The organism is Ferrovibrio sp., from assembly GCF_965278975.1.
Classification (GTDB): Bacteria; Pseudomonadota; Alphaproteobacteria; order Ferrovibrionales; family Ferrovibrionaceae; genus Ferrovibrio.
This window is the reverse complement of the sequence record NZ_OZ257126.1, coordinates 302,088-326,246: the sequence shown is the minus strand read 5'-3', so window position 1 is coordinate 326,246 and position 24,159 is coordinate 302,088. Positions and strand designations below refer to the sequence as shown.

The 24,159-nt window shown below is 64.2% G+C and carries 25 protein-coding genes; 16 read left to right on the top strand and 9 right to left on the bottom strand.

Translation table 11 applies throughout. The features are described 5' to 3' along the window. Window positions 1–99 precede the first annotated feature (99 nt). From fsa to ACQY7X_RS01525, 8 genes are read left to right on the top strand one after another with little or no spacing between them, the layout of a single operon-like run. Window positions 100–765, top strand: coding sequence for a fructose-6-phosphate aldolase (gene fsa, locus ACQY7X_RS01560; RefSeq protein ID WP_428248083.1), 666 nt, complete (start codon window positions 100–102; stop codon window positions 763–765). Beyond that, entirely contained in the window at window positions 765–1,496 is a 732-nt protein-coding gene (locus ACQY7X_RS01555) for a DUF484 family protein (protein ID WP_428248082.1), read from the top strand. Before fsa ends, ACQY7X_RS01555 begins: the two co-directional genes overlap by 1 nt. Further along, window positions 1,472–2,446 carry a tyrosine recombinase XerC gene (locus tag ACQY7X_RS01550; RefSeq protein WP_428248081.1) on the top strand — a complete coding sequence of 325 codons (975 nt, stop codon included), beginning with the start codon at window positions 1,472–1,474 and terminating at the stop codon, window positions 2,444–2,446. Before ACQY7X_RS01555 ends, ACQY7X_RS01550 begins: the two co-directional genes overlap by 25 nt. Further along, window positions 2,446–4,278 (top strand): extracellular solute-binding protein, encoded by a 1,833-nt coding sequence (locus tag ACQY7X_RS01545; RefSeq protein ID WP_428248080.1) that lies wholly within the window; start codon window positions 2,446–2,448, stop codon window positions 4,276–4,278. The genes ACQY7X_RS01550 and ACQY7X_RS01545 overlap by 1 nt, the downstream gene beginning before the upstream one ends. Window positions 4,279–4,324: 46 nt before the next feature. Continuing rightward, window positions 4,325–5,446, top strand: a complete 1,122-nt coding sequence (locus ACQY7X_RS01540; protein WP_428248079.1) for a microcin C ABC transporter permease YejB — start codon at window positions 4,325–4,327, stop codon at window positions 5,444–5,446. Further along, window positions 5,446–6,474, top strand: a complete 1,029-nt coding sequence (locus ACQY7X_RS01535; protein WP_428248078.1) for an ABC transporter permease — start codon at window positions 5,446–5,448, stop codon at window positions 6,472–6,474. The genes ACQY7X_RS01540 and ACQY7X_RS01535 overlap by 1 nt, the downstream gene beginning before the upstream one ends. Further along, window positions 6,471–8,102, top strand: a complete 1,632-nt coding sequence (locus tag ACQY7X_RS01530) for an ABC transporter ATP-binding protein (protein WP_428248077.1) — start codon at window positions 6,471–6,473, stop codon at window positions 8,100–8,102. The genes ACQY7X_RS01535 and ACQY7X_RS01530 overlap by 4 nt, the downstream gene beginning before the upstream one ends. A gap of 18 nt (window positions 8,103–8,120) precedes the next feature. Continuing rightward, window positions 8,121–9,050, top strand: coding sequence for a 2-hydroxyacid dehydrogenase (locus tag ACQY7X_RS01525; protein WP_428248076.1), 930 nt, complete (start codon window positions 8,121–8,123; stop codon window positions 9,048–9,050). Window positions 9,051–9,151: 101 nt separating this feature from the next. On the opposite strand, the gene ACQY7X_RS01520 is transcribed toward ACQY7X_RS01525, so the two are convergent. From ACQY7X_RS01520 to ACQY7X_RS01510, 3 genes are read right to left on the bottom strand one after another with little or no spacing between them, the layout of a single operon-like run. After that, window positions 9,152–10,966, bottom strand: a complete 1,815-nt coding sequence (locus ACQY7X_RS01520) for an extracellular solute-binding protein (RefSeq protein WP_428248075.1) — start codon at window positions 10,964–10,966, stop codon at window positions 9,152–9,154. 56 nt (window positions 10,967–11,022) lie between these two features. Continuing rightward, entirely contained in the window at window positions 11,023–11,805 is a 783-nt protein-coding gene (gene hisN / locus ACQY7X_RS01515) for a histidinol-phosphatase (protein ID WP_428248074.1), read from the bottom strand. 10 nt (window positions 11,806–11,815) lie between these two features. Continuing rightward, a complete protein-coding gene (locus tag ACQY7X_RS01510; protein ID WP_428248073.1) occupies window positions 11,816–12,358 on the bottom strand; it encodes a c-type cytochrome in 543 nt (180 codons plus the stop codon). Between the two features lie 179 nt (window positions 12,359–12,537). Here ACQY7X_RS01510 and ACQY7X_RS01505 point away from each other — a divergent pair, with 179 nt between their 5' ends. Genes ACQY7X_RS01505 through ACQY7X_RS01485 form a run of 5 tightly spaced genes read left to right on the top strand, consistent with a single transcriptional unit; the run spans window position 12,538 to window position 17,215 of the window. Then, the gene (locus tag ACQY7X_RS01505; protein ID WP_428248072.1) at window positions 12,538–13,290 is read left to right on the top strand and encodes a 3-deoxy-manno-octulosonate cytidylyltransferase; all 753 of its coding nucleotides are present in this window, start codon (window positions 12,538–12,540) and stop codon (window positions 13,288–13,290) included. 22 nt (window positions 13,291–13,312) lie between these two features. Further along, window positions 13,313–14,191 (top strand): prephenate dehydratase, encoded by an 879-nt coding sequence (locus ACQY7X_RS01500; RefSeq protein WP_428248071.1) that lies wholly within the window; start codon window positions 13,313–13,315, stop codon window positions 14,189–14,191. An 11-nt stretch (window positions 14,192–14,202) separates the two neighbouring features. After that, window positions 14,203–15,561 (top strand): flavin monoamine oxidase family protein, encoded by a 1,359-nt coding sequence (locus tag ACQY7X_RS01495; protein ID WP_428248070.1) that lies wholly within the window; start codon window positions 14,203–14,205, stop codon window positions 15,559–15,561. Between the two features lie 46 nt (window positions 15,562–15,607). Continuing rightward, on the top strand, window positions 15,608–16,519 hold the full coding sequence (locus tag ACQY7X_RS01490; RefSeq protein WP_428248069.1) for a hypothetical protein: 912 nt from the start codon (window positions 15,608–15,610) through the stop codon (window positions 16,517–16,519). 24 nt (window positions 16,520–16,543) lie between these two features. Then, window positions 16,544–17,215: a nitroreductase gene (locus ACQY7X_RS01485; RefSeq protein ID WP_428248068.1), complete on the top strand. Its 672-nt coding sequence runs from the start codon at window positions 16,544–16,546 to the stop codon at window positions 17,213–17,215. Between the two features lie 147 nt (window positions 17,216–17,362). Here the strand turns inward: ACQY7X_RS01485 and ACQY7X_RS01480 are convergent, their stop codons facing one another. Further along, a complete protein-coding gene (locus tag ACQY7X_RS01480) occupies window positions 17,363–17,578 on the bottom strand; it encodes a YdcH family protein (protein ID WP_428248067.1) in 216 nt (71 codons plus the stop codon). Between the two features lie 54 nt (window positions 17,579–17,632). Between ACQY7X_RS01480 and ACQY7X_RS01475 the strand changes: the two genes are divergently transcribed. Beyond that, window positions 17,633–18,130, top strand: coding sequence for a TIGR02444 family protein (locus ACQY7X_RS01475; protein WP_428248066.1), 498 nt, complete (start codon window positions 17,633–17,635; stop codon window positions 18,128–18,130). Between the two features lie 10 nt (window positions 18,131–18,140). On the opposite strand, the gene ACQY7X_RS01470 is transcribed toward ACQY7X_RS01475, so the two are convergent. Then, on the bottom strand, window positions 18,141–18,719 hold the full coding sequence (locus ACQY7X_RS01470) for a UbiX family flavin prenyltransferase (RefSeq protein WP_428248065.1): 579 nt from the start codon (window positions 18,717–18,719) through the stop codon (window positions 18,141–18,143). 217 nt (window positions 18,720–18,936) lie between these two features. Between ACQY7X_RS01470 and ACQY7X_RS01465 the strand changes: the two genes are divergently transcribed. Beyond that, entirely contained in the window at window positions 18,937–19,101 is a 165-nt protein-coding gene (locus ACQY7X_RS01465) for a YdcH family protein (protein ID WP_428248064.1), read from the top strand. Between the two features lie 109 nt (window positions 19,102–19,210). Here ACQY7X_RS01465 and ACQY7X_RS01460 read toward each other — a convergent pair whose 3' ends face one another. The 4 genes from ACQY7X_RS01460 to ACQY7X_RS01445 all read right to left on the bottom strand — a co-directional run bounded on the left by ACQY7X_RS01460 (window position 19,211) and on the right by ACQY7X_RS01445 (window position 23,419). Beyond that, window positions 19,211–20,836, bottom strand: coding sequence for an acyl-CoA synthetase (locus ACQY7X_RS01460; RefSeq protein ID WP_428248063.1), 1,626 nt, complete (start codon window positions 20,834–20,836; stop codon window positions 19,211–19,213). Between the two features lie 88 nt (window positions 20,837–20,924). Continuing rightward, window positions 20,925–21,686, bottom strand: a complete 762-nt coding sequence (locus ACQY7X_RS01455; protein WP_428248062.1) for an anti-sigma factor family protein — start codon at window positions 21,684–21,686, stop codon at window positions 20,925–20,927. A 117-nt stretch (window positions 21,687–21,803) separates the two neighbouring features. Further along, entirely contained in the window at window positions 21,804–22,295 is a 492-nt protein-coding gene (locus ACQY7X_RS01450) for an RNA polymerase sigma factor (RefSeq protein ID WP_428248061.1), read from the bottom strand. Between the two features lie 359 nt (window positions 22,296–22,654). Then, entirely contained in the window at window positions 22,655–23,419 is a 765-nt protein-coding gene (locus ACQY7X_RS01445; protein WP_428248060.1) for a sulfite exporter TauE/SafE family protein, read from the bottom strand. 122 nt (window positions 23,420–23,541) lie between these two features. Here ACQY7X_RS01445 and ACQY7X_RS01440 point away from each other — a divergent pair, with 122 nt between their 5' ends. After that, window positions 23,542–24,159, top strand: a complete 618-nt coding sequence (locus tag ACQY7X_RS01440) for a hypothetical protein (RefSeq protein ID WP_428248059.1) — start codon at window positions 23,542–23,544, stop codon at window positions 24,157–24,159.

Genomic DNA, 24,159 nt, shown 5'->3' with positions numbered 1-24,159 from the left:
TGGCGACAGGACGGTTTTGATCGGATATTATTAACCAACGGCTTATAGCATCACCCGCAGCGGCGGCACACCCGCCCAACAACAAGAGTGTAGAGGACCATGAAATTCTTCGTCGATACGGCAGACGTGACTGAAATCGCAGCCCTGAGCGAATCGGGCCTGCTTGATGGCGTCACCACCAACCCCACCCTGGTCGCCAAGACCGGTAAGGATTTCCTGACCACGATCAAGGATATCTGTCGCCTGGTGCCGGGTCCGGTTTCCGCCGAGGTGACCGCCACCGATTTCGCCACCATGATGGAAGAAGCGCGCAAGCTCGCTGGCCTCGCCGGCAATGTCTGCATCAAGGTACCGCTTACCCCGGATGGCCTGCGTACCTGCAAGGCGCTGTCGGACCAGGGCATCATGGTCAATGTCACGCTGTGCTTCTCGCCGGCGCAGGCGATCCTCGCCGCCAAGGCGGGCGCCACCTTCATTTCGCCCTTCGTCGGCCGGCTCGACGATATCGGCCAGGACGGCATGAGCCTGATCGCCGATATCGTGCAGATCTACCGCAACTATACCGACTTCAAGACCGAGGTGCTGGTGGCCAGCGTGCGGCATCCGATGCATGTGATCGATGCCGCCAAGATCGGCGCCGATGTCTGCACCCTGCCGCCGAACGTGCTGAAGCAGCTTTACAAGCATCCGCTTACCGACAAGGGCCTGGATGCCTTCCTGGCTGATTGGAAGCAGAGCGGCCAGAGTATCCTGGGCAAGGCGTGATGTCGGCACCGGAACGCCAGAGCGATGCTGCCGCGAACCTCGCCGGGGACCTGGACGAGGCGCGCATCATTGCCTGGCTGAAGCAGCATCCGGATATCCTGAACCATCATCCCGAACTGTGCGGCATTCTGCTGCCGCCGCTGCGCGATGCCAGCGGCGACAATGTCACCGACCTGCAGCGAGTGATGGTGCAGCGGCTGCAAGGCCAGCTTGCCCGTGCCAACCAGGTGGGCGTGGCGCTGATCGATGCCGGGCGCCAGAACATGACCGCCACCGCGCGCGTGCATGAAGCGGTGCTGCTGCTGCTGGATGCCACCAGCTTCGAGCATATGGTGCATATCGCCACCCAGGACTGGACCGATCTGCTGGATGTCGATGTGGTCAGCCTCTGTGTCGAGGGCGATCCGCGCCGTGCCCTTGGCCTGTCGGCTTCCAGCGTCTATGTGCTGCCCCCCGGCAGCATCGACGATCTGCTGGGTGCCGGTGTGCCGCATCTGCTGCGCGAGCAGAGTGGCGTGGCGCCGAAACTCTATGGCCCGGCCGCCGAGCTGGTGCAGTCCGATGCCCTGGCGCGGCTGCATATCGGACCCAATATGCCGCAGGTATTGCTGGCGCTGGGCTCACGCGAAGCCGGCAAGTTCCAGCCTGCCCAGGGCACGGAGCTGCTGGATTTCGTTGCCCGCGTGCTCGAACGCACGATCCGCACATGGCTGAAGCTGCGGCGCCTCTAGGCGATACGCCGCCTCCGTTTTTCATCCTGGCCGCCGAGGATGCCCAGCGGGCTGCTGCCCGCTGGTATGACTGGCTGGCCAAGGAAAGGCGCTATTCGCGCCACACTTTGCGCGGCTATGGCCAGGATCTGGCGCGGTTCTTCCTGTTCCTGTCCGAGCATCTTGGCGAACCCGCTACGCTCAAGGATCTGGCCGACCTGCGCACCGCCGATTTCCGCGCCTATCTTAATCGCAGTCGCATGGATGGCCTGGAATCGACCTCGATCGCACGGCAATTGAGCAGCATCCGGGGCTTTTTCCGCCGCTTGCAACGTGAAGGCCATGCCGTGCCGGCAGCGGCCTCATTGATCCGCACGCCGAAACTGAAACAGGCCCTGCCGAAGCCGCTGAGCCAGGCGGCGGCCCGCGATGTGATCGACATGGCAGAAGCCAGCCGCGACCAGCCCTGGCTGCAGGCGCGTGATGCGGCGCTGTTGCTGCTGCTCTATGGCGCCGGCCTGCGTATCGGCGAGGCGCTGGGGCTGAACGGCGCCGACCGGCCGCGCGGCAACAGCCTCACCGTCACCGGCAAGGGCAACAAGCAGCGCGTGGTGCCGATCCTGCCCATCGTGCGCGAGGCCATCGAAGCCTATCTCCAGCTTTGCCCCTATCCTCAGGATGCCGGGGCGCCGCTTTTTTACGGTGCGCGCGGCAAGCGGCTCGATCCGGCCATCGTGCAGAAGGCGATGCGCGATGCCCGCCGCGCCCTGATGCTGCCGGAAACCGCCACGCCGCATGCCTTGCGCCATTCCTTCGCCACCCATCTGCTGGGCGGCGGCGGCGACCTGCGCACGATTCAGGAATTGCTTGGCCATGCCTCGCTTTCGACCACCCAGCGCTACACCGATGTGGACGCCGAGGCGCTGTTAAATGTGTATAAAACCGCCCATCCCCGCGCTACGATAGGGTAATGCGAATCTCCTGCCTGCTCGCCGGCCTTGCTGCCGGCATCATTGCTTCCGCCGCCACTGCACAGCCAAACCCTGTGCTGCCGAAGCATGGCCTCTCCGCCTTCGGCGACCTGAAATATCCGGCCAATTTCAGCCATTTCGAGTATGTGAATCCGCAAGCGCCAAAGGGTGGCGAATTGCGCCAGTGGCAGCTTGAGACCTATGACAATCTCAACCCGCTCATTCTCAAGGGTGTGACGGCGCAGACCTTGGGCCTGGTCTATCAAAGCCTGATGAGCCGGGCGGCGGATGAACCAGATGCGCTTTACGGCCAGATCGCCGAGAGCGTGGAACTGGCCCCCGACCGCGCCTGGGCGGCGTTCAATATCAATCCCAAGGCGCGCTGGCATGATGGCAGCCCGATCACTGCCGAGGATGTGGTGTTCACCTTCGAGGCGGTGCTGAAGGACGGCCATCCGCAATACCAGCTCATCCTGCATGACATGGAGAGCGTGACGGCGGAAAATTCGCGCCGCGTGCTGTTCCGCTTCAAGCCGAGCGAAAGCCGCCGCGACCTGCCGCTGATCGTCGCCGGTATTCCGATCATGGCGAAGAAATGGTTCCAGGGCCGCGAATTCGCCCGTGCCACCATCGAGCCGCCGCTGGCCAGTGGGCCGTATCGCGTAGACCGCGTCGATGCCGGCCGCAGCCTTACTTTCCGTCGCGTGGCCGATTGGTGGGCCAAGGATCTGCCCAGTAATCGCGGCCTGTATAACTTCGACGCCGTGCGCGACGACTATTACCGCGACCGCGATATCGCGGCGGAGGCCCTCTTCGCCGGCGAATACGATTACCGCATCGAGGTGACGGCGCGGGTCTGGGCCACCAGTTACGACCCCAAGCCGGCGGTGCAGCAGGGCCGCATCAAGCGCGAAGTACTGCCCGATGAAACGCCCTCCGGTGTGCAGGCTTTCTTCCTCAACGCGCGGCGGCCGCATCTCGCCGATCCGCGCGTGCGCGAGGCGCTGAACTATGCCTTCGATTACGAGTGGATGAACAAGACGCTGTTCTACAGCCTGTATAAGCGCAACCGCTCGATGTTCGAGAATTCGCAGATGGCCGCCACCGGCCTGCCGGGGGCCGATGAATTGGCCCTGCTCGACCCCTACAAGGCGCAATTGCCGCCGCGTGTTTTCACCACTGAATATCAGCCGCCGGTGAGCGACGGCTCCGGCGCCAATCGCGACAATCTGCGCAAGGCGCAAGCCCTGCTGCGCGAAGCCGGCTATGATATCCGCGATGGCAAGGCCTATGCCAAGGGCGCCACCGAGCCGCTGACCATTGAATTCCTGCTCTACGAGCCGAGTTTCCAGCGCGTGATCGGGCCGTTTGCCGCCAGCCTGCAGCGTATCGGCGTGCAGTCGCAGGTGCGCGTGATCGACCTGACCGCCTATGAGAACCGCATGCGGTCATTCGACTATGACGTGATCCTGCGCCGTTTCACCCAGCCCATGACGCCCGGCGTGGAGCAGCGCAATTACTGGGGCAGCAGGGCCGCCGATGTCACCGGTAGCTTCAATTTCTCCGGTATCAAGAATCCGGCCATCGATGCCCTGATCGAGCGGATCGTGGCGGCCAAAAGCCGTGAGGAATCGGTGACTGCGGCCAAGGCGCTGGACCGCGCCCTGATGTGGGGTTTCTACGTCATCCCCAACTGGTATAGCGGCACCTACAAGCTCGGCTACTGGGACCGCTTCGGCCGCCCGGCCAAGAAGCCGGCCTACGACCTCGGCCTGCTGGAAACCTGGTGGATCGACGAGGCCAAGGACAAGGCCATCGGCTTGCGGCGCTAGGGCATCGCCGGTATCCTTGGGCCATGCGCACCACCGACGGTGAACGATGCTCGCCTATATCGCCCGCCGCCTTGCCCTGATCCTGCCGACCCTGTTCGGCATCATGGTGATCAATTTCGTGGTGGTGCAGTTCGCGCCGGGCGGGCCGGTGGAGCAGGTTATCGCCCAGGTCACCGGCACGGCAGTGGATGCCACCTCGCGGATTTCCGGCTCGGCGGGAGGCGGCGAAATGGCCGGTGGCGGCGCACCGCCGCCCGGTATTGTCGGCGGTGGCGGTGATGTCTCGAAATACCGCGGCGCCCAGGGCCTCGATCCGGCCTTCATCAAGCGCATCGAGCAGCAATTCGGCTTTGATAAGCCGGCGCATGAACGCTTTTTCCTGATGCTGAAGAATTTCGTGCGGCTGGATTTTGGCGAGAGCTATTTCCGTTCCCGGCCGGTGACGCAGTTGATCGTCGAGAAGCTGCCGGTCTCTATCTCGCTCGGGCTATGGACTACCCTGCTGGTTTATTTCATCTCGATCCCGCTCGGCATCCGCAAGGCGGTGAAAGATGGCAGCCGCTTCGATGTCTGGACTTCCGGTATCATCGTGGTCGGTTATGCCATCCCTGGCTTCCTGTTTGCCGTGCTGCTGGTGGTGCTGTTCGCCGGTGGCAGCTTCGTGCAGTGGTTCCCACTGCGCGGCCTCACCTCCGATAATTGGTCGCAGCTCAGTCTCTGGGCCAAGGTATTGGATTATTTCTGGCATCTGGTGCTGCCGGTCACCGCCATGGTGGTCGGCGGTTTCGCCAGCCTCACCATGCTGACCAAGAACTCCTTCCTGGAAGAAATCAACAAGCAGTATGTGCAGACGGCGCGGGCCAAGGGCCTGCCGGAGCGCCGCGTGCTCTATGGCCATGTCTTCCGCAATGCCATGCTGATCGTGATTGCCGGCTTCCCGGCCGCCTTCATCGGCATCCTGTTCACGTCCAGCATGCTGATCGAGGTGATCTTCTCGCTGGATGGCTTGGGCCTGCTCGGCTTCGAGGCGGCATTGAAACGGGATTATCCGATCATGTTCGGCTCGCTGTTCATCTTTACGCTACTGGGCCTGATCGTCGGCCTGATCTCGGACCTGATGTATGTCTGGATCGATCCACGCATCGATTTCGAGAGCCGCGACGCCTGATGCAGCTTTCCCCCATCAACCAGCGCCGTTGGCGCAATTTCACCAACAACCGGCGCGGCTACTGGTCGCTGTGGATCTTCCTGGCGCTGTTCCTGTTCAGCCTGTTTGCAGAACTGATCGCCAATGACCGGCCATTGCTGGTGCGCTATGACGGGCATTTCTACACGCCGGTTTTTGTCAGCTATCCGGAAACCACTTTCGGCGGTGATTTCGAGACCGAGACGAAATACCGCGATCCCTTCGTTGCTGATCTGATCAAGGAAAAGAGCGGCTGGATGCTGTGGCCGCCGGTCCGCTATTCCTATGCCACGATCAACCTCGATCTGCCGGTGCCGGCGCCGGCGCCGCCGAGCCGCGACAACTGGCTCGGCACCGACGATCAGGGCCGCGACGTGGTGGCGCGCCTGATCTACGGCTTCCGCATCTCGGTGCTGTTCGGTCTCATCCTCACCATTGCTTCCTCGATTATCGGCGTGATGGCCGGCGCGGTGCAGGGCTATTTCGGTGGCCTTACCGATCTGCTGTTCCAGCGCTTCATCGAAATCTGGTCCGGCCTGCCGACACTCTACCTGCTGATCATCCTGGCTTCCGTGGTGCAGCCGAATTTCTGGTGGCTGCTTGGCATCATGCTGCTGTTCTCCTGGATGGCGCTGGTCGGCGTGGTGCGGGCCGAATTCCTGCGCGCGCGTAATTTCGATTATGTCCGGGCCGCCCGCGCGCTCGGCGTGCGCGATACCGAGATCATGTTCCGCCACCTGCTGCCCAATGCCATGGTGGCGACGCTGACCATGCTGCCCTTCATCCTCAACGGCTCGATCACCACGCTGACGGCGCTGGATTTCCTCGGCTTCGGCCTGCCGCCTGGCTCGCCCTCGCTCGGCGAATTGCTCAGCCAGGGCAAGACCAATATCCAGGCGCCGTGGCTCGGCATCACCGCCTTCGCGGTGCTCGCCGTGATGCTCAGCCTGTTGATCTTCATCGGCGAAGCGGTGCGCGATGCCTTCGATCCGCAGAAGATTTTCAAATGAGCGAGCTTCTGCTGGAAGTCAGGAACCTGGGTGTCGATTTCGAGGTTGGCGGACGCAAGCTATCGGCGTTGCGCAATGCCGGCTTCACCCTGAGGCGTGGCGAAACCCTGGCCCTGGTCGGCGAAAGCGGCTCGGGCAAATCGATCACGGCACTGAGCGTGCTGCAATTGCTGCCTTATCCGACGGCCAGCCATCCGCCGGGGTCCTCGATCAAATTCCGAGGCCAGGAACTGGTTGGTGCCGGCGAGGACGTGTTGCAGACCGTACGCGGCAACCGCATCGCCATGGTGTTCCAGGAGCCGATGACCTCGCTGAACCCGCTGCACACCATCGAGCAGCAGGTCAACGAGGTGCTGTTCCTGCATAAGCGCCTCAGCCCCCAGGCGGCGCGCGCCCGTACCCTGGAATTGTTGACGCTGGTCGCCTTGCCGCAGGCCGAGAAGCGGCTGGATGCCTATCCGCATCAGCTTTCCGGCGGCCAGCGTCAGCGCGTCATGATCGCTATGGCACTGGCCAACGAACCTGACATCCTGATCGCCGACGAGCCGACCACGGCTTTGGACGTGACGGTGCAGGCGCAGATCCTGAAGTTGCTGAAGGAATTGCAGCGCCGCCTTGGCATGGCGATCCTGCTGATCACCCATGACCTCACCATCGTGCGTAAATTCGCCGATCAGGTCGGTGTCATGACCCAGGGCGAGATCGTCGAAGCCGGCAAGGTCGCTGATGTTTTTGCGGCGCCGGCTCATGCCTATACCCGTAAGCTGCTTGCCGCCGAGCCGAAGGGCAAGCCGGCGGTGGCTCTTGCCGATGCGCCGGTAGTGCTGGAAGCCGAGGCCGTGAAGGTCTGGTTCCCGATCAAGGCTGGTCTTTTCCGCCGCACCATAGGGCATGTGAAGGCCGTTGATGGCATCAGCATCGCGATCCGTGCCGGCGAAACGCTCGGCGTGGTGGGCGAAAGCGGCTCGGGCAAATCCACGCTTGGCTATGCCTTGCTGCGGCTGCAACGCGCCGAGGGCCGCATCGCCTATGCCGGGCGTAACCTGCAAGGTCTTACCTGGGCCGACATGCGGCCCCTGCGGCGCGAAATGCAGGTGGTGTTCCAGGACCCGTTTTCCAGCCTTAGCCCGCGCCTCTCGGTGTTCCAGATCATCGAGGAGGGGCTGCGCGTACATGGCCTGGGCGGCTCGGAATCCGAACGGCGCGACCGCGTGGCTGCCGCCTTGCGCGAAGTCGGCCTCGATCCCGCCAGCATGGACCGCTATCCGCATGAATTCTCCGGCGGCCAGCGCCAGCGTATCGCGATTGCCCGCGCCATGGTGCTGGAGCCTCGCTTCGTGGTGCTGGACGAGCCGACCTCGGCGCTGGATATGAGCGTGCAGGCGCAGATTGTCGATCTGCTGCGCGACCTGCAGGAAAAGCACAGCCTGGCCTATCTGTTCATCAGCCATGACCTGCGCGTGGTGCGCGCGCTGGCCGATCGCGTGCTGGTGATGAAGGATGGCCGCGTGGTGGAGGAAGGGGCGGCGGCGAAGCTGTTCTCCGCGCCGCAGACCGACTATACCCGCGCTTTGATCGCCGCTGCCTTCGATCTGGCCGTGACCCATGAGCACGCGGTGCGTAGCTGATATTTGCAAGAGTCTGACATGGCGCTCCTGATCTACACCCCGATCCACGATGCCGATGAATGGGCCGAGACGCTGGGTGCCCAACTGCCCGATCTCGATATCCGCGTCTATCCGAATATCGGCGATCCGGCGGATATCGACATGGCCCTGGTGTGGAAGCCGCCCGTGGGCTTCCTCGCCGGTTTCCCGAACCTGAAATTCGTGCACAGCTTCGGTGCCGGCGTCGATGGCATCCTGGCCGATGCGAAATATCCGCGCCAGGTGCCGCTGGCCCGTGTGGTCGATGCCGGCCTTGCCAATGGCATGGCCGAATATGTGGTGCTGCATGTGCTGCGCTTCCATCGCCAGGTGCAGGCGATGCAGTTCAATCAGCGCAACAAGACCTGGAAATGGCTGCCGCCGGTCGATGCCTCTGAACGCACCATTGGCATCATGGGCATGGGTGCGCTGGGCGCCGTGGCGGCCAAGCGGCTGACCGATTTCGGCTTCCAGGTGGTTGGCTGGAGTCGCCGTCTGAAGGCCATTGAGGGCGTCGCCAGCTTCCATGGCGAGGATCAGCTCGAAGGCTTCCTGCGCCATTGCAACGTGCTGGTCTGCCTGCTGCCGCTGACACCGCAAACCACCGGCATCATCAGCCGCCGCACCATGTCACTGCTGCCGCGCGGCGCTTATATCATCAATGCCGGGCGCGGCGGCCATGTGGTCGAAGCCGACCTGCTGCATGCACTGGACAATGATTATCTCTCCGGCGCCACGCTGGACGTGTTCGCCGAGGAGCCGCTGCCGGAGGAGCATCCGTTCTGGACCCATCCGAAGGTGACGGTGACCCCGCATAACGCGGCCGACAGCATCCCGGCCCTGGTGGTGCCGCAGATCGTCGAGAACATCCGCCGCTGCCGCGAAGGCAGGCCGCTGCTACGCGTGGTGGATCTGAAGGTGGGGTACTGACCTCTGAGAATCGTCATACCCCGCGAAGGCGGGGTATCCACGAGTTCTTTAAAAAACTAAGTCGTGGATGCTCCGCCTGCGCGGAGCATGACGGTTTGGGATTACCGCCGTGCCTCGCGCAGCTTGGTTTCCTTGGCGGCATCCACCCACCAGGCCATGAAGTCGTTACCGTATTTCGGCGTCTTCTCCGGGTGGCCGAACTTGTCCCAGTAGGCGATGCGGTCATAGCCGAAGGTCCAGCCATGCACCAGGTAGAACCCCCAGGTGAGCGCGCGGTCCAGCGCGCGGGTGGCGGCGATCAGCTCGTCGCGGTCCTTGGCGTAGATCACCGCATCCACCAGCTTGTCGATGGCCGGATTCTTGATGCCGGCATAGTTGCGGTTGGAGGGATTGTCGGCGGCTGCCGTGCTCCAGAAGCTGCGCTGTTCGTTGCCGGGTGAGTCCGACTGGCCCCAGCCGCCGGAAATCACATCGAAATCAAAGGCGCGCAGCCGGTTGGTATATTGCGAGGAATCGACCACGCGCAGGGTCAGCTTGATGCCGACGCGTTCCAGGCTCTTGCCCCAGGCGGCGGCGATGCGCTCGAAGGCCGGATCGACCAGCAGCATCTCGATCTCCAGCGGCTTGCCGGCCTTGTCTACCAGCTTGCCGTCTTTCACGCTGTAGCCGGCCTCGGTCAGCAATTCGCGGGCGCGGCGCAGCGTATTGCGGTCGGTGCCGCTGCCGTCACTCACCGGCGGCTGGTAGGCCGGGCCGAAGACGCGCGCCGGCAATTGCGCCCGCAGCGGCTCCAGCAATTTCAGTTCGGCGGCGGAAGGCTCGCCGCGCGCGGCGAAATCCGAATTCTGGAAGAAGCTCTGCGCCCGGCTGTATTCGCCGAAGAAGAAATTCTTGTTCGCCCATTCAAAATCGAAGGTGTAGGTCAGCGCCTCGCGCAGCTTCGGATCGGCGAACTTGTCGCGCCGCAGGTTGAACACGAAGCCGGAAAGGCCGCCGGGCCGCTCATGCTTGATCTTCTCCATCTTCACCAGGCCGTTCTGCCGCGCCGGGAAGTCATAGCCGGTGGCCCACACACGGGCGATGTTTTCCGGGCGGTAGTCGTATTGCCCGGACTTGAAGGCTTCCAGCGTCACCGTGTTGTCGCGGTAGATGTCGTAGCGGATACGGTCGAAATTGTAGCGGCCCTTGTTGATCGGCAGATCCTTGGCCCACCAGTTGGGATTGCGCTCATAGACGATGAAGCGGTTCGCCTCGAATTCCTTGATGCGGTAGGGGCCTGAGCCGGTCCAGGGTTCCAGCGTCACCTTGTCGAAGTCGCGCTTCTGCCATTGTGTTTTCTGGATCACCGGCAACTGGCCCATGATCTGCGGCAGCTCGCGGTTCGGCGGGCCATCGAAATGGAATTTGATCTGGCGCGGTCCCAATACTTCGGCGCGGCTGACATTGGCATAGTAATACTGCGTCGCCGGTTCGCCCTTCTCCTTGATCTGGGCGAAGGTGTAGGCGACATCCTCGGCGGTGATGGCACTGCCATCGGCCCATTTGGCTTCGGCACGCAGGCGGAAGCCGACCCATTTCAGGTCGTCGGGCACTTCCACGCTTTCGGCGATCAGGCCGTATTCCGCCGACACGTCATCCATCGGCGAAGTCATCAGGGTCTGATAGATCAGGCCGAGGCCCGGCGCTTCGTCGCCCTTCGGGATGAAGGGATTGAGGTTGTCGAAACCGCCAAGGCCGACCAGCTTGATCTCGCCGCCCTTCGGCGCCGCCGGATTCACATAATCAAGCTGCTTGAAGTCGGCGCCGTATTTCGGCGCCCCGACCAGGGATAGGGCATGACTGGCGGTTTGTGCCTGGCCCAGGCTGGGCAGCAGGACAAGGCATAGGGCGGAAGCGGCAACAGCCAGACGCAGCATCACGGTCTCCCGGTAAGCGGTGAGGGCGTAAATCGAGCGTATAGTATATAAAGGCTTCAGGCGCCCGCGAGTATGGCCTTCGCGGCATCGTGAAGGCCGGCATTGGCGGCGGCCAGCACACGGGCCGGGTTCCGGGTGTCGAGGCGGCGGCCTTCCCAGTCGGTAACGATGCCACCGGCGCCTTCGATCACCGGGATCAGGGCGGCGTAGTCATAGGGCTGCACCTTGCCGTCCAGCACGATATCGGCGAAGCCGGAACTGATCAGTGCATAGGCGATGCAGTCGCCGCTCATGCGGTTCAGCCGGCAGGATTTGCGCAATTTGGTGAAGGCGGCGGCTTCGCTGTCGGTGAAGCCATCCACATAGGTGGTGAGCAAAGCCGCATCGGCCAGCGCGGTGCCGGTATTGGCCCTGGTCGCCGTGCCGTTATAGGTGGTGCCATGGCCGTTGGCGCCGATCCAGCGGTCGCGCATGATCGGCTGGTCGATCACGCCAAGCAGCGGCTGGCCTTCATAGGTGAGCGCGATCAGGGTGCCGAAGATCGGCAGGCCGGTAACGAAGCTCTTGGTGCCATCGATCGGATCGAGAATCCATTGCCATGGCGCCTCCGGGCGGGCATGGCCGTATTCCTCGCCATAGATGCCGTGTTCGGGAAAAGCCTGCTCGATGGCCTGGCGCATCGCCGCCTCGGCGCCGCGGTCGGCCACGGTCACCGGCGAGGCATCGGCCTTGCGCTCCACCGCCATGCTGCGCTGGCGGAAATGCGGGCGGATGGCTTCCCCGGCCAGATCGGCCAGGTGATCGGCGAAACGGATCAGCTCAACGGAGCAGGTCTGCACCGGGCTTGAATTACTGCAGCGGCTTCGGGCTATCCGACTGGGCGTTCAGATAGGCGATCAGGTCGGCGCGCTCCTTGGCGCTCTTGATGCCGGCAAAGGCCATCTTGGTGCCCGGGGCATAGGCCTTCGGGTTGCCGATGAACTTGAACAGGCTCTCGGTGCTCCACTCGCCGCCGGTCTTCTTCAGGCCGTCGGAATAGGCGAAGCTGGCGATATGGCCCTTGGAAGCGCCGACGATGCCGTAGAGGTTCGGGCCGACCTTGTTCGGGCCGCCCTTGTCGAAGCTGTGGCAGGCAGCGCACTTGGCGGCGGATTTCTGACCGGCTTCAACGCTGGCGGCGGCGAGCAGCGGGCCGACCGGCTGTTCCGGCTCGGCGGCGGCCGGGGTGGCGGCGCCACCGGCGGGCGGCTGATCCGGCACGTCGATCTTGTAGGCCTGCTCGGCCAGCTTCTTGGGATGGATCACCATGTTGCCGATCTGGTTCAAACCGGTGATCACCAGCAGGCAGGCGAGGGCGGCGCCGGCGATCTTATTCAGCTCGAAACTATCCATTCAGCAACTCCATAGGGCTGCGGCGCTCCCCATTCACCGGGAGGGCCGGAAATTGGCCGCAGATTACCGGCTTCCCCCGGCCATCCGCAACCCGTATAAAGCCGGCGGGACGGGCCGGCGGCGGCCCCATCCTGCGGCGAAGTGCCGCATCCCCCGCGATTCGCAAGCCTTTGAAACTCATGCCCCAATCCGCCCTGCCTCAAAATCCCATCGTGCTCATCCCGTCGCGCCTGGCCTCCACCCGGCTGCCGGACAAGCCATTGGCCGATATTCATGGCAAGCCGATGATCGTGCATTGCCTGGACCGGGCGCGCGAGGCCGGATTCGGCCGCGTCGCCGTAGCCTGCGGCGATCAGGCGATTGCCGATGCGGTGCGGGCGGCGGGCGGCGAGGCGGTGATGACCGATCCGGCGCATCCCTCCGGCTCCGACCGCATCTTCGAGGCGCTGACCCGGCTGGACCCCAAGGGTGAGCATGACGCGGTGATCAACCTGCAGGGCGACCTGCCGGCCATCGATCCCAAGGTGGTGCGCGCCGCCCTGGCGCCGCTGGCCGATGCCTCGATTGCGATTGCCACGCTGGCCACGCCGATTGTCGAACGCCATGAGATCGATGATCCCAATGTGGTGAAGGCGGTGCTGAGCCTGGAGCCCGGCCAGAGCATTGGCCCGGCGCTGTATTTCAGCCGCCGCCCGGTGCCTTCGGGCGAGGGGCCGCTGTGGCACCATATCGGCATCTATGCCTATCGCCGCGAGGCGCTGGCGCGTTTCGTCACGCTGAAGCCGTCGCCGCTCGAGCGCCGCGAGAAATTGGAACAACTGCGTGCACTTGAGAATGGCATGCGGATCGCGGCAGCCGTCGTTGACACCCTGCCGCTCGGCGTCGATACTCCCGCCGACCTTGATCGCATCCGCCAAGTGATGGCGAAATAAAGAAAAAACATAAGGCCCAGGCATGTCTCCGGTCGCAACTCTTGCCACGCCCACCACCGATCCGGCCCGCGTTGTGGCTTTCCAGGGCGCTGCCGGTGCCTATTCGCATCTCGCCTGCCGCGAAGCCCTGCCTGATCTGGTGCCGCTGCCCTGCGCCACCTTCGAGGATGCCTTCGCCGCCGTGCGCGAGGGCCGCGCCACCTGCGGCCTGATCCCGATCGAGAATTCCACCGCCGGCCGCGTTGCCGATATTCATCATCTGCTGCCGGAAGGCGGGCTTTACATCACGGCGGAGCATTTCCTGCGCGTGCGGCACCAGTTGCTGGCACCCAAGGGCGCCAGCCTCAAGACCGTGCGCCGCGTCTACAGCCATGTGCAGGCCCTGTCGCAATGCCGGGGCGTGATCCGCGAACTGGGTCTTGATGCCATTGTCTCCACCGATACCGCTGGTTCGGCCAAGGATGTGGCGGAACGCAACGATCCGGCGGAAGCCGCCGTCGCTTCCACCATTGCCGGCGAACTCTATGGCCTGCAGGTGCTGCGCCCGGATATCGAGGATAACGACACCAACACCACGCGTTTTGTGAAGCTGGAGCGCCAGCGCCTTGATCCCGATCCGGCGCGGGCTGATGAATGTCTCACCAGCCTGATGTTCAAGGTGCGCTCGGTGCCGGCCGCGCTGTACAAGGCGCTTGGCGGCTTCGCCACCAACGGCGTCAATGTCGTGAAGCTGGAAAGCTACATGACCGATGGCTTCCGCGTCGCGGAATTCTACTGCGAGATCGAGGGCCATCCCGCCACCAAGAACGTGCAGCTGGCGCTGGACGAGCTCGGCTTTTTCTCGCGCCAGCTCAAGATTCTCGGCGTCTACCGCGCACATTCCTATCGCTCAAGTTTGTGAGCTGGACCGGGATGCGGCGCGCTTCCCGGCCATACCTCACGCGGCGCCGGCTTCTGGCGCTTGCCCTTGGCAGTGGTTTGCTGCCGCTGGCGGCACGCGCCCAGGCCGTGCCGGCCAAGGTGGATGTGGCGGTGCTGGGCGCCGGCATCGCCGGTCTGGCGGCGGCGCGGCTGCTGAGCACGCGCGGTATTTCCGTCGCCGTGCTGGAAGCCCGCAGCCGCATCGGTGGCCGGGCTTACACTGATACACAGCGTTTCGGCCTGCCGGTCGATCTTGGCGCTTTGCATCTGCGTTCGCTGGAACTCAATCCGCTGGTGCCGCTGATCCGCGAGGCCCGCATCGCCAACCAGATCGAGGATGGCGATTTCTGGCTCTATGAACCGGGCCATGAAGCCGCATCCGGCGATTATGACGCGCTCGGCGCCGCGCTCGACCGCATCGACGATGCCTTGAACGATGCCAAGACCGCGCGGCAGGACCGCGCCCTGGCGGCGCTGGTGCCGGTGATGGAAACACGCTGGGCCGATGCCGCCCGCGCACTGGCCGGGCCGCTGCATGTCGGGATCGAATTCGCGCAGGTTTCGGCGCTGGATGCGCCGCGCCTCACCGGCACCGGCAACGATCTCTGGCTGCCGGGCGGGCTTGGCGCCTGGGTCGCAAGCCTCGGTGCCGGCCTGCCGATCTATCTGGAGAAGCCGGTGCATGCCATCGAATGGAGCGAGCGCGGCGTCACGGTCGGCCATGCCGGCGGCAGCCTGGAGGCGCGCGCCTGCATCGTGGCATTGCCGCTGGCCGTGCTGGCCACCAATGGGGTGAGTTTTCGGCCGGAATGGCCCGGACCGCGGCGCGAGGCGCTGGGCCGGTTGCAGATCGGCGCCATCGAGCGCATCGCCCTGCGTTACAAGCCCGGCAGTTTCGAGGCCGCGCCCAGCACGCAGCTTTTCGGCCCCGGCCCGGGGGCTGACATTGATGTGGCGCGCCAGGCAATGCAGTTCCGTCTCAATGCCCTGGGCCAGCCGGTGGTGCTGGCCAGTGTGGGCGGTGCCTATGCGCGCGATCTGGTGCGGGCGGGCGAGGCAACGATGATCGAAGCAGCGCGGCAGCGCCTGACCAAGCTGCTGGGGCCGCAGATTGATGGCAATTTCGTCGATGGCATGGCGTCGCGCTGGGGCGCCGATCCCTACAGCCTGGGCAGCCATTCGGTGGCACGGCCCGGCGCGGTGGCGGCGCGGCGCGCCCTGGCGCAGCCTTTGGGCCGTGTATTCTTTGCCGGCGAACATGTGGCGCCGCCGGAATGGGTCAGTCAGTTGCCGGGCGCCTGGGCTTCGGGCCGTGAGGCGGCGCTGGCAGCATTGAAGGCTTTGGCATGAAGCGGCCACTGGGCTGAATTGATCTGTCGGATAAGAGGAGGGGCGCATGACATTGACCATGATCCGCGTACTGGCCTTGGTACTCCCGTTGCTCATTGCGGCACCCTCATCGCGGGCGCAGGAGGATGCGGCGGCGGTGCAGCAACTGCTGGCATTGAACCGCGATTTCCGCAGCGCCTATGAAGCGACACGGAAGCAGATGGAGGCCGGTGCCGAGCCGGTACTGATCGTTGGCGGCAGCCAGCTCGAACTCTATCGCCGCGGTGTGCGGGAATGGAGCGCCGATATCACGCCGCCGCTCTATACCCGCTACAAGGCGATGGCGCATATCCCCTTTGCCGTCGAACTGATCCTGGCGCCCTGGCTGAACCAGCAGGAACCCGGTTGGTTGCCGGCATTGCAGACCTATCGCGACAAGGTAGCGGCGCTGCGTGAGCGCCTGGGCCAGCTTGGTTTCCCGGCCGAGCAGTTGCCGCGCCAGCAGGCGATTGCGGATTATGCCCTGCGCTACATGGACACGCTGTTGCAGAGCCGGCGGCTGGAGCCGGCTGATCTGCGCTCGTTCGCGCGCGGCATCGGGCCGGATTTGCTGGCCAATGCCGATGCCGCCGCTGCCTTGCAGCTTGATCTGATGCATGCCGAGACCGCGCGGCTGCGCGCCCGGCTCGGCGAGGCGGATTGGGCGAAGCTGTGGATCCTGGTGCCGGGGCCGAAAGCGCCGCGCCAGGGCAACCTGCAATACAGCTATTACAGCCGCCTGCTGCGTGGCACTGAAGATGAAAAGCGGCTGCTCTATTTCGAAGGCATGTTCGATCCGCAGCCTTCCCTGAACCAGCTTGGCCGCTACATCACTGACAGGCAGGCGGCGGACCTGTTCTTCGGCGATCCCTACCGGCTCGACCGCGACCTGCTTGCCGATGGTGCCGCGCGCCATCTCGACCGCCTGTTCCCCCGTTAAGTCCAAGAGAGGAAAATCCCCGAGATGACGAAGAAGATCATCGATTACCTGCAGCAGCGCAGCAGCATCCGTGCCTTCAAGCCGGACCCGGTGCCGGCCGATGTGCTGCAGCGGCTGCTGGCGGCTGGTTCCGAGGCGCCGAGCTGGAGCAACACGCAGCCTTATCGTGTGGCGGTGGCGCAAGGCGAACTGCGCGACCGCATCGCCGCCGCGCTCTGCGCCCGCTTCGATGGCGAAGTGGAGCATGGCCGGGGTCGCGAATATCATGTGCCGGACAAGTATCCCGCCGAATTGCAGCCGCGCCGTGTTGCCTGCGGCTTTGGCCTTTATGGCGCGCTCGGCATCGAGCGCCAGGATATGGCGGCACGCGCGCAGCAGATGCGGCGCAATTTCCATTTCTTCGACGCCCCGGTGGGCCTGTTCATCTATGCCCATGGCGCGCTGGATGCCTATGCCGCGCTCGATGCCGGCGCCTATATGCAGTCGGTGATGCTGGCGGCACTGGATGAGGGCCTCGGCACCTGCGCCCAGGCGGCGCTCGCCACCTGGCCTGACGCGGTGACGCCGTTCTTCGATGTGCCGGCTGATTACAAGCTGCTCTGCGGCATCGCCGTAGGCTATCCCGCCGAGCATGTGGTGAACAAGTTCAGGCCGCACCATCTGCCGCCGGCAGACTTGAGCATCGCGCCGAAGTGACGGCTATTCCCCTGAGTCATACCCGCGAAAGCGGGTATCCCATTTATTCCTGCCGAATAATGGGACTCTCTGTAAGCGCGCGAACGCTAAAGGCGTTCGTGGGCGCACAGGCCCGAAGGGCTGGCGCGAGAGTGACGGGATTGCGTGTCAGGCGATGATGTCGGGCAGCAGCAGGCTTTCCAGCTTGATGATCTGGTCCTTCAGCGCCAACTTCTTCTTCTTCATGCGCTGAATCTGGAGCTGGTTGATATGCGCCTGGCCGGCCAGCGAGTTGATGGCGTCGTCGAGATCGCGATGCTCCGACATCAGATCGGCCAACTGGCGCTGCAGGGCTTCAAAATCGAGGGAGCCGGGAAAATTCATGTCTTCGGTCTACGCCTGTTCACGGAACGCGCGGGGCGGCTATTCTAGCACGGAATGACAGCTCCCGGCACGGCATTCTGGCGGTTTTCCCTGGCGCTTTATGGCCGGCCCGGGGTGGCGGATTCCTGCCTGAAATTGCAGGACGAGGCCGGGGCGGACGTCAACCTGCTGCTGCTGGGCTTCTGGCGTGCCGAACAGGGGCTGGCGCCCTGGGGGGAGGCCGAGATTGCCACCCTGGCGGCGGCGATCGCCCCGGTGAACGAGGTGCTGCGGCCTTTCCGGGTGGCGCGGCGGCGGCTGAAGGGGCTGGCAGGCACGGCGCCGGTTGCCCCAGACCTCTACCAAGCAGACCTCTACCAGCAGGCCAAGGCGCTGGAATTGCGGCTGGAGGAACTGGTGCAGATACGGCTTGCCGAACTGACCCCGGCGCCTGCCGCCGGGGACCTGCCGAAACCGGATGCGGCGGCGGCGCATCTTGCAGCCTATATGGCAACGCTGGCGCAGCCTGCCCATCCGGCGGCTGAGGCGCTGCTGGCGGCATCTGGTTTCTAGAGGCCGGCGTCTAGCGTTTCTTGAGCGGGCTGCCCTGCCAGCGCCGCACCAGGCCGGACTCGATGCCGAAAAGGTCCAGCACGCGGCCGACGCTGTGGTCGATCAGATCATCCAGCGTTTTCGGTTCGGCATAGAAGGCCGGTAGCGGCGGCGCCACGATGGCGCCGATCTCGGTCACGCTCACCATGTTGCGCAGATGCCCGAGATGCAGCGGTGTTTCACGCGGCACCAGCACCAGGCGGCGGCGTTCCTTCAGCACCACATCGGCGGCGCGGGTCAGCAGGTTGCCGGTGACGCCGGTGGCGATCTCGGCCAGCGTTTTCATCGAGCAGGGCGCCACCACCATGCCCAGCGTCTGGAATGAGCCCGACGCAATCGCCGCGCCAACATCTTCGAGCGGATAGACCTTGTCGGCCAGGACTTTGACGTCTTTCGCCGTATACGTTGTTTCATAGGCGATGGTCATTTCCGCAGCGCGGGTAACGACGAGGTGGGTTTCGATCTCTGAATCTTTGAGCGATTCCAGCAAACGGATGCCATAGATCACGCCCGAAGCGCCGCTGATGCCGACGATCAGGCGTTTTGCCACTTTGGGGCGCGAAACCCGCGCCGGGATTGGCGCTGGTGGTTGCGTATGATTTTTGCGGCGCGTCATATCCATAAGATAATGCTTGAAAGGGGCTGACAAAGCGAGGGGGCAGTGCTTACATGACTATCAAGCGCATGCCACTGCGGTAGCGCAAGCCACCGCGCCGGTCATCGCGCTCCCGGATCATCCCTGGTCCGGAGAACGGAGGAGGATAGCGATGGCTACTGAAGCCCATATTGAAAACCTCGTCGAAAAGCATGCCCATCTGCAGGCCGTGATCGACGACGAAACGCACCGTCCGCTCCCCGACCCCATCCGCGTTACCCAGCTGAAGCGCGAGAAGCTCAAGCTGAAGGAGGCGATTGAACGCCTCAAGCAGTAAGCGCGGCTGGATTAATCTGCCACATCTCACCTGAAACGACACTGGCGCCGGATTGCTCCGGCGCCAGGGGTGAGGTTTGTTTTGCTGCGATGGAAAGCAGGGCCTGGCCTCAGCCGAGGTTCTTGGCTTTTTCGCGCAGCTCAAACTTCTGAATCTTGCCGGTCGAGGTTTTCGGCAAGTCGCTGAACACCACGGTCTTGGGCACCTTGAAGCGCGCCAGATGCTCGCGGCAGAAGGCGATGATGTCGTCTGCCGTGGCCGTGCCGCCCTGCTTCAGGGTAACGAAGGCGCAGGGCGTCTCGCCCCAATGCTTGTCGGGCCGTGCCACCACGGCGGCTTCCATCACGTCAGGGTGCATGTAGAGCACGCCTTCCACTTCCAGCGTCGAGATATTCTCGCCGCCGGAAATGATGATGTCCTTCGAGCGGTCCTTGATCTGCATGTAGCCGCCGGGATAGGCCACGCCGAGATCGCCGGAGTGGAACCAGCCGCCGGCGAAAGCCTCTTGCGTCGCCTTCGGGTTCTTCAGGTAGCCTTTCATCACGATATTGCCGCGGAACATGATCTCGCCCATGGTCTCGCCATCGGCGGGCACGCGCTGCATGCTCTGCGGGTCCAGCACCGCCACGTCTTCCTCCACATGGTAGCGCACGCCCTGGCGCGCCTTCAGCTTGGCGCGTTCCGGCAATTCCAGCTTGTCCCATTCCTCATGCCAGTCGCAGACCACGGCGGGGCCATAGACCTCGGTGAGGCCGTAGACATGGGTGATGTCGAAGCCCATTTCCTCCATGGCGGCGATCACAGCGGCCGGCGGCGCGGCGCCGGCGGTCATGCATTTCACGCCCGGCTTCAGCCTGGCGCGCACCTCGGCCGGCGCGTTGATCAGCATGCTCAGCACGGTCGGGGCGCCGCAGAAATGCGTCACGCCCAGATCGGCGAAGCTGGCGAACACGGCTGCCGGCTCCACCCTGCGCAGGCAGACATGCACACCGGCCAGCATGGTGATGGTCCAGGGGAAGCACCAGCCGTCGCAATGGAACATCGGCAGGGTCCAGAGATAGACCGGATGCTTCGGCAGATTCCAGGTCACGGCATTGCCCATGGCATTCAGGTAGGCGCCGCGATGATGCGTCACCACGCCCTTCGGATTGCCGGTGGTGCCGGAGGTGTAGCCAAGCGCGATGGCATCCCACTCATCCAGCGGGCCCTGCCAGGGATATTCGTAATCGCCGAGCTTGAGGAAATCCTCGTATTCGATGCTGCCGATGCGCTCGCCGCTGGTGACGGCGGCGTCATCGATATCGATCACATAGGGCCGCGTCTTGGCGAGCGCCAGGGCCTGCTCGGCCACGGCGGCGAATTCGCGGTCGACCAGCAGCACCTTGGCTTCGCCGTGATCGAGGATGAAGGCGATGGCCGCCGGATCCAGGCGGGTGTTGATCGGGTTCAGTACAGCGCCGGTAGCCGGCACGCCGAAATGTGCTTCCAGATGCGCCGGCGTGTTCGGTGCGATCAGTGCCACGGTGTCGCCGCGGCGGATGCCGCGCCGCGCCAGGGCCGAAGCCAGGCGGCGGCAGCGGACATAGAGCGTGGCATAATCATAGCGCCAGGCGCCATGCACCACGGCCAGGCGCTGCGGAAAGACTTCCGCCGTGCGGCGCAGGAAGCTCAAGGGCGACAGCGGCTCGTAATTGGCCGGGTTCTTGTCGAGATCACGGTCGTAGATGGTGGTCACGGGTATCACTCCCCACAGCGTTTCAGCACCCCTTGAACAGCGGGCTGAAACTAATCTCTACCGGGCAGGCGGGCAACCGCCGCTGGCATCAATCGTGTTTGTGCAGGGCTAAAACGGTTTTGCTGCCGGGATCGGCCAGCACCACGGCGGCATGGAAGCTGTCCTTGGCCGGCGCCTGCAGGCGCAGATCGATCTCGGCCTTGCCCCGGTTGGTCACGGAAAGCTGGTCGCCCCTGGCTGGCTCGTGCAGCGTGGCATAGCGGATTTTGCCACGATCGAGATGATGGGTCAGGTCGCGGCGGCCCTGGCGCAGATGGGTCAGCGAGGCGGCCAGTTCCTCGCGGCTTTCGATGCGCAGATGCACCGGGTCCTTGTTGTCGACCTTGACGTCGAGGTTGAGCTTCTCGCCCGGCTTGAGACGGTAATCATGGGTCCAGTCCATGGCATCGGCGGCGGCATGGAAATGCACCGCCACCACCTGCAGGCGCGGCTGGGTATGGTCGATATTATGCTGCACCACCGCCAGGGTTACCGCCGCGGTGATGGCGGCCCCTACCAGGCCGCCAAGCGCAGCGCGCAATTGCGGCGGCTGCCGCAGCCAGTCGAGCAGGGCGCTGATCCGGGTGGTCAGGCTTGCCGGCTGTGGCGCCGCCAAGGGCACGGCGAGGCTGGCGGGCAGCGCCACGGCATCGCTCATGCGCGCCAAGTCGCCCAGGTCGGCTTCCAGCGCCGCCATGGCCCCGGCCTCGGGCAGCTTTTCAGGATGCGCCGCCAGTTCGGCCAGAAGCTCTATGCGCTCCTGCCGGCTGAGATCGCCATCGATATATCGGCCGAGCCGTTCCTCGAACACGCCCGTATTTCTCCTTCAAAACCGGCACCCGCCCCGCCATTCATGGCGCGGCCGGCATTAACCCGTAGACTTGAGTGTCGGCAGCAGCAGGATAGTTCCCGCTGCCGCGACATTTTTTCACACCAGCGCCGCCCGCAGCAATTGCCGGGCGCGGAAAACCCGGCTGCGGATCGTCCCGATCGGCACGCCGAGGATTTCGGCGGCCTGCTCGTAGCTCAATTCCTCCAGGGAAACCAACAGGATGGCCTCGCGGAATTCTTCCGGCAGGGTGGCGATGGCACGGTTCAGGCGCTGCAATTCGTCGCGCACCACATAATGCTCGGCAATCGGCGGGTCGTTCGACGGCACCGCCTCCAGGGCATCCTCGCCGACGAAGCGCCGGTTGCCGGCGGCTGTGCGGCGGTGGCTGCGCACCATGTTGAAGGCAATGCCGATCACCCAGGTGGACAGCGCCGCGTCCTGGCGGAAATTCTTCAGATTCTCAAGTGCGACCAGGATCACGCGCTGGGTCAGGTCTTCCGCATCGCCGGCATGGCCGATGGCTTTGAGGATGAAACGGAATACCCGCGCCCTTAGCTGTGCCACCTCATTGGCTCTCGGATCGAGCACGCCGTCCCCCAACCATCCCCGCATAGGTTTCCCCGCGAGTATGGGGGGATTCCCCGTGGCCCGCCAACCCTGTCTGAATGAAAACTGTTGCCTGCCGGGAACCATCGCCCCACAGGCCGCACTCATGGCTTGAAGGCAAGGCAATGGGAGAGAGTGCATGAACACCAGGCAACGCAGCCGACCGGCACATCGAATGGCCACACTTCCCTGGCGTCCAGTGGCCTGGCTGATCCTACTGTTGCTGGCGCTGACACCATTTGCGCCCCTATGAACTCGGCAGATTGATCCACTGCCACCCGCCCGGACAGCCTATCCCCATATCACTCGTCCGGCGGGTCTTTTCTAGAAACCGAAACCCCTCATATCCCGAAACCATCGGCCAGTAATTTCAGGCCGCAGAGGAAGGTTATGCTGTAGATGATGTGGTAGAAGGTGGCGTCGTTCAGGAACTTGTGCAGATACATGCCGAGATAGACGCCGCCGACCGCGACCGGCGCCAGGATCGCTGCCGTGCCGAGATTCTCGGCGCTGAACTGCCCGAGCCAGGCATAGGGCACCAGCTTCACATAATTGAGGATGGTGAAATACAGCACCGTGGTGCCGACGAAGAGGGTCTTGTCCAGGCGCTGCGGCACCAGATAGACCGACAACGGCGGCCCGCCGGCATGTGCGATGAAGCTGGTGAAGCCGGAAATGATGCTCCAGAACACGCCCTTTTTCACATCACGCGGGGCCGGGGCCGGGCTGCCCTTGCGCAGCAGTTTGTCGAGCACGAAGGCGATGGCGACGATGCCGATGATCACCTGCACGCCGCGATTGCTCACCCAGTCGGCGGTCAGGGTACCGATCAGGATGCCGAGCAGGGCGCCGGGCAGGATGATCTTCATGTTGGCGCGGTCCCAATGCTTGCGGAACCCCCATAGCCCGGCCAGGTCCATGACGCAGAGCACCGGCAGCGTGATGGCGGCGGCCTGCAGCGGCGGAATGGTGAGGCTCATCAGCGGCAATGCCAGCATGCTGGTGCCGGGGCCGAAGCCGCCCTTGCTCAGGCCGATGATGATCACCGCCGGCATCGCGGCAACATAGAACCAGGGGTCGTGCAGGATCGGCAGGGCTTCAAGCATGGGGCTGTGGATAACTTGGCGTGAGAGCGGTGCGGGCCGGTGGTTCGGTTGACGCTGAGGGGAGGCGACGCTTATCCTGCCTCTCAGCAAATCGCGACAACATCATAAAGCAATTGACGATCATGGAAACCGGTGTGGCGGCGGCTTCGGCTGCTTTGGAAAAGGCATTGCGGCGGCTGGATGCCGCGCTTGCCAACCGCGCCGTGGCCTATCGTGCCCTGGCAGAGCAGCATGGCCAGGCGACCCTGGAATTGCGCCAGACCCGCGAGGCATTGCAGGCGACCCGCGTGGAGGCGGATTCGTTGCGCGAGCGCGCCGCCCTGGTGGATGCGCTGCGCGAAGAACTGGCCGTGCATCAGGCTGAAGCTGAAGCGGGGACTGAAGCGGAAGCGGGTGCGCAAGCGGAAATGCCTGCCCTGCCCGCCGCAGACAATAGCGAAATGCTGGCCGCGCTGGAGCGCGAGAATGTCAGCCTGAAGCGCGAGCGCGAGGATTTGCAGAACCGGCTTTCGGCAGCCCTGGCGGCGCAGGAGCAACTGCGCCTGGCCGCCGAACAGATCATCCCGGTTCAGGCCGTGGCTGCCGATGGTAGCGATGCCGCTGCCCTGCGTGCTGAACTTGACGCCGCGCGTGCCGCCCAGGCCGAGGCCAAGGCTTTCGAGGCCGGCTTGCTGGTGCGATTGGATGCCACCATGGACCGTCTGCGCCGCTCGCTTGAGAGCGCCGGCGGCACCGCTTGA

Coding starts and splice junctions, on each gene's coding strand:
- ACQY7X_RS01535 (WP_428248078.1), top strand. CDS start 5,446: ATGCAGCTTTCCCCCATCAACCAGCGCCGTTGGCGCAATTTCACCAAC.
- ACQY7X_RS01495 (WP_428248070.1), top strand. CDS start 14,203: ATGCGGCGCGCTTCCCGGCCATACCTCACGCGGCGCCGGCTTCTGGCG.
- ACQY7X_RS01485 (WP_428248068.1), top strand. CDS start 16,544: ATGACGAAGAAGATCATCGATTACCTGCAGCAGCGCAGCAGCATCCGT.
- ACQY7X_RS01520 (WP_428248075.1), bottom strand. CDS start 10,966: ATGCTGCGTCTGGCTGTTGCCGCTTCCGCCCTATGCCTTGTCCTGCTG.
- fsa (WP_428248083.1), top strand. CDS start 100: ATGAAATTCTTCGTCGATACGGCAGACGTGACTGAAATCGCAGCCCTG.
- ACQY7X_RS01440 (WP_428248059.1), top strand. CDS start 23,542: ATGGAAACCGGTGTGGCGGCGGCTTCGGCTGCTTTGGAAAAGGCATTG.
- ACQY7X_RS01500 (WP_428248071.1), top strand. CDS start 13,313: ATGTCTCCGGTCGCAACTCTTGCCACGCCCACCACCGATCCGGCCCGC.
- ACQY7X_RS01545 (WP_428248080.1), top strand. CDS start 2,446: ATGCGAATCTCCTGCCTGCTCGCCGGCCTTGCTGCCGGCATCATTGCT.
- ACQY7X_RS01525 (WP_428248076.1), top strand. CDS start 8,121: ATGGCGCTCCTGATCTACACCCCGATCCACGATGCCGATGAATGGGCC.
- ACQY7X_RS01530 (WP_428248077.1), top strand. CDS start 6,471: ATGAGCGAGCTTCTGCTGGAAGTCAGGAACCTGGGTGTCGATTTCGAG.
- ACQY7X_RS01550 (WP_428248081.1), top strand. CDS start 1,472: ATGGCTGAAGCTGCGGCGCCTCTAGGCGATACGCCGCCTCCGTTTTTC.
- ACQY7X_RS01480 (WP_428248067.1), bottom strand. CDS start 17,578: ATGAATTTTCCCGGCTCCCTCGATTTTGAAGCCCTGCAGCGCCAGTTG.
- ACQY7X_RS01490 (WP_428248069.1), top strand. CDS start 15,608: ATGACATTGACCATGATCCGCGTACTGGCCTTGGTACTCCCGTTGCTC.
- ACQY7X_RS01475 (WP_428248066.1), top strand. CDS start 17,633: ATGACAGCTCCCGGCACGGCATTCTGGCGGTTTTCCCTGGCGCTTTAT.
- ACQY7X_RS01510 (WP_428248073.1), bottom strand. CDS start 12,358: ATGGATAGTTTCGAGCTGAATAAGATCGCCGGCGCCGCCCTCGCCTGC.
- ACQY7X_RS01555 (WP_428248082.1), top strand. CDS start 765: ATGTCGGCACCGGAACGCCAGAGCGATGCTGCCGCGAACCTCGCCGGG.
- ACQY7X_RS01445 (WP_428248060.1), bottom strand. CDS start 23,419: ATGCTTGAAGCCCTGCCGATCCTGCACGACCCCTGGTTCTATGTTGCC.
- ACQY7X_RS01540 (WP_428248079.1), top strand. CDS start 4,325: ATGCTCGCCTATATCGCCCGCCGCCTTGCCCTGATCCTGCCGACCCTG.
- ACQY7X_RS01505 (WP_428248072.1), top strand. CDS start 12,538: ATGCCCCAATCCGCCCTGCCTCAAAATCCCATCGTGCTCATCCCGTCG.
- ACQY7X_RS01465 (WP_428248064.1), top strand. CDS start 18,937: ATGGCTACTGAAGCCCATATTGAAAACCTCGTCGAAAAGCATGCCCAT.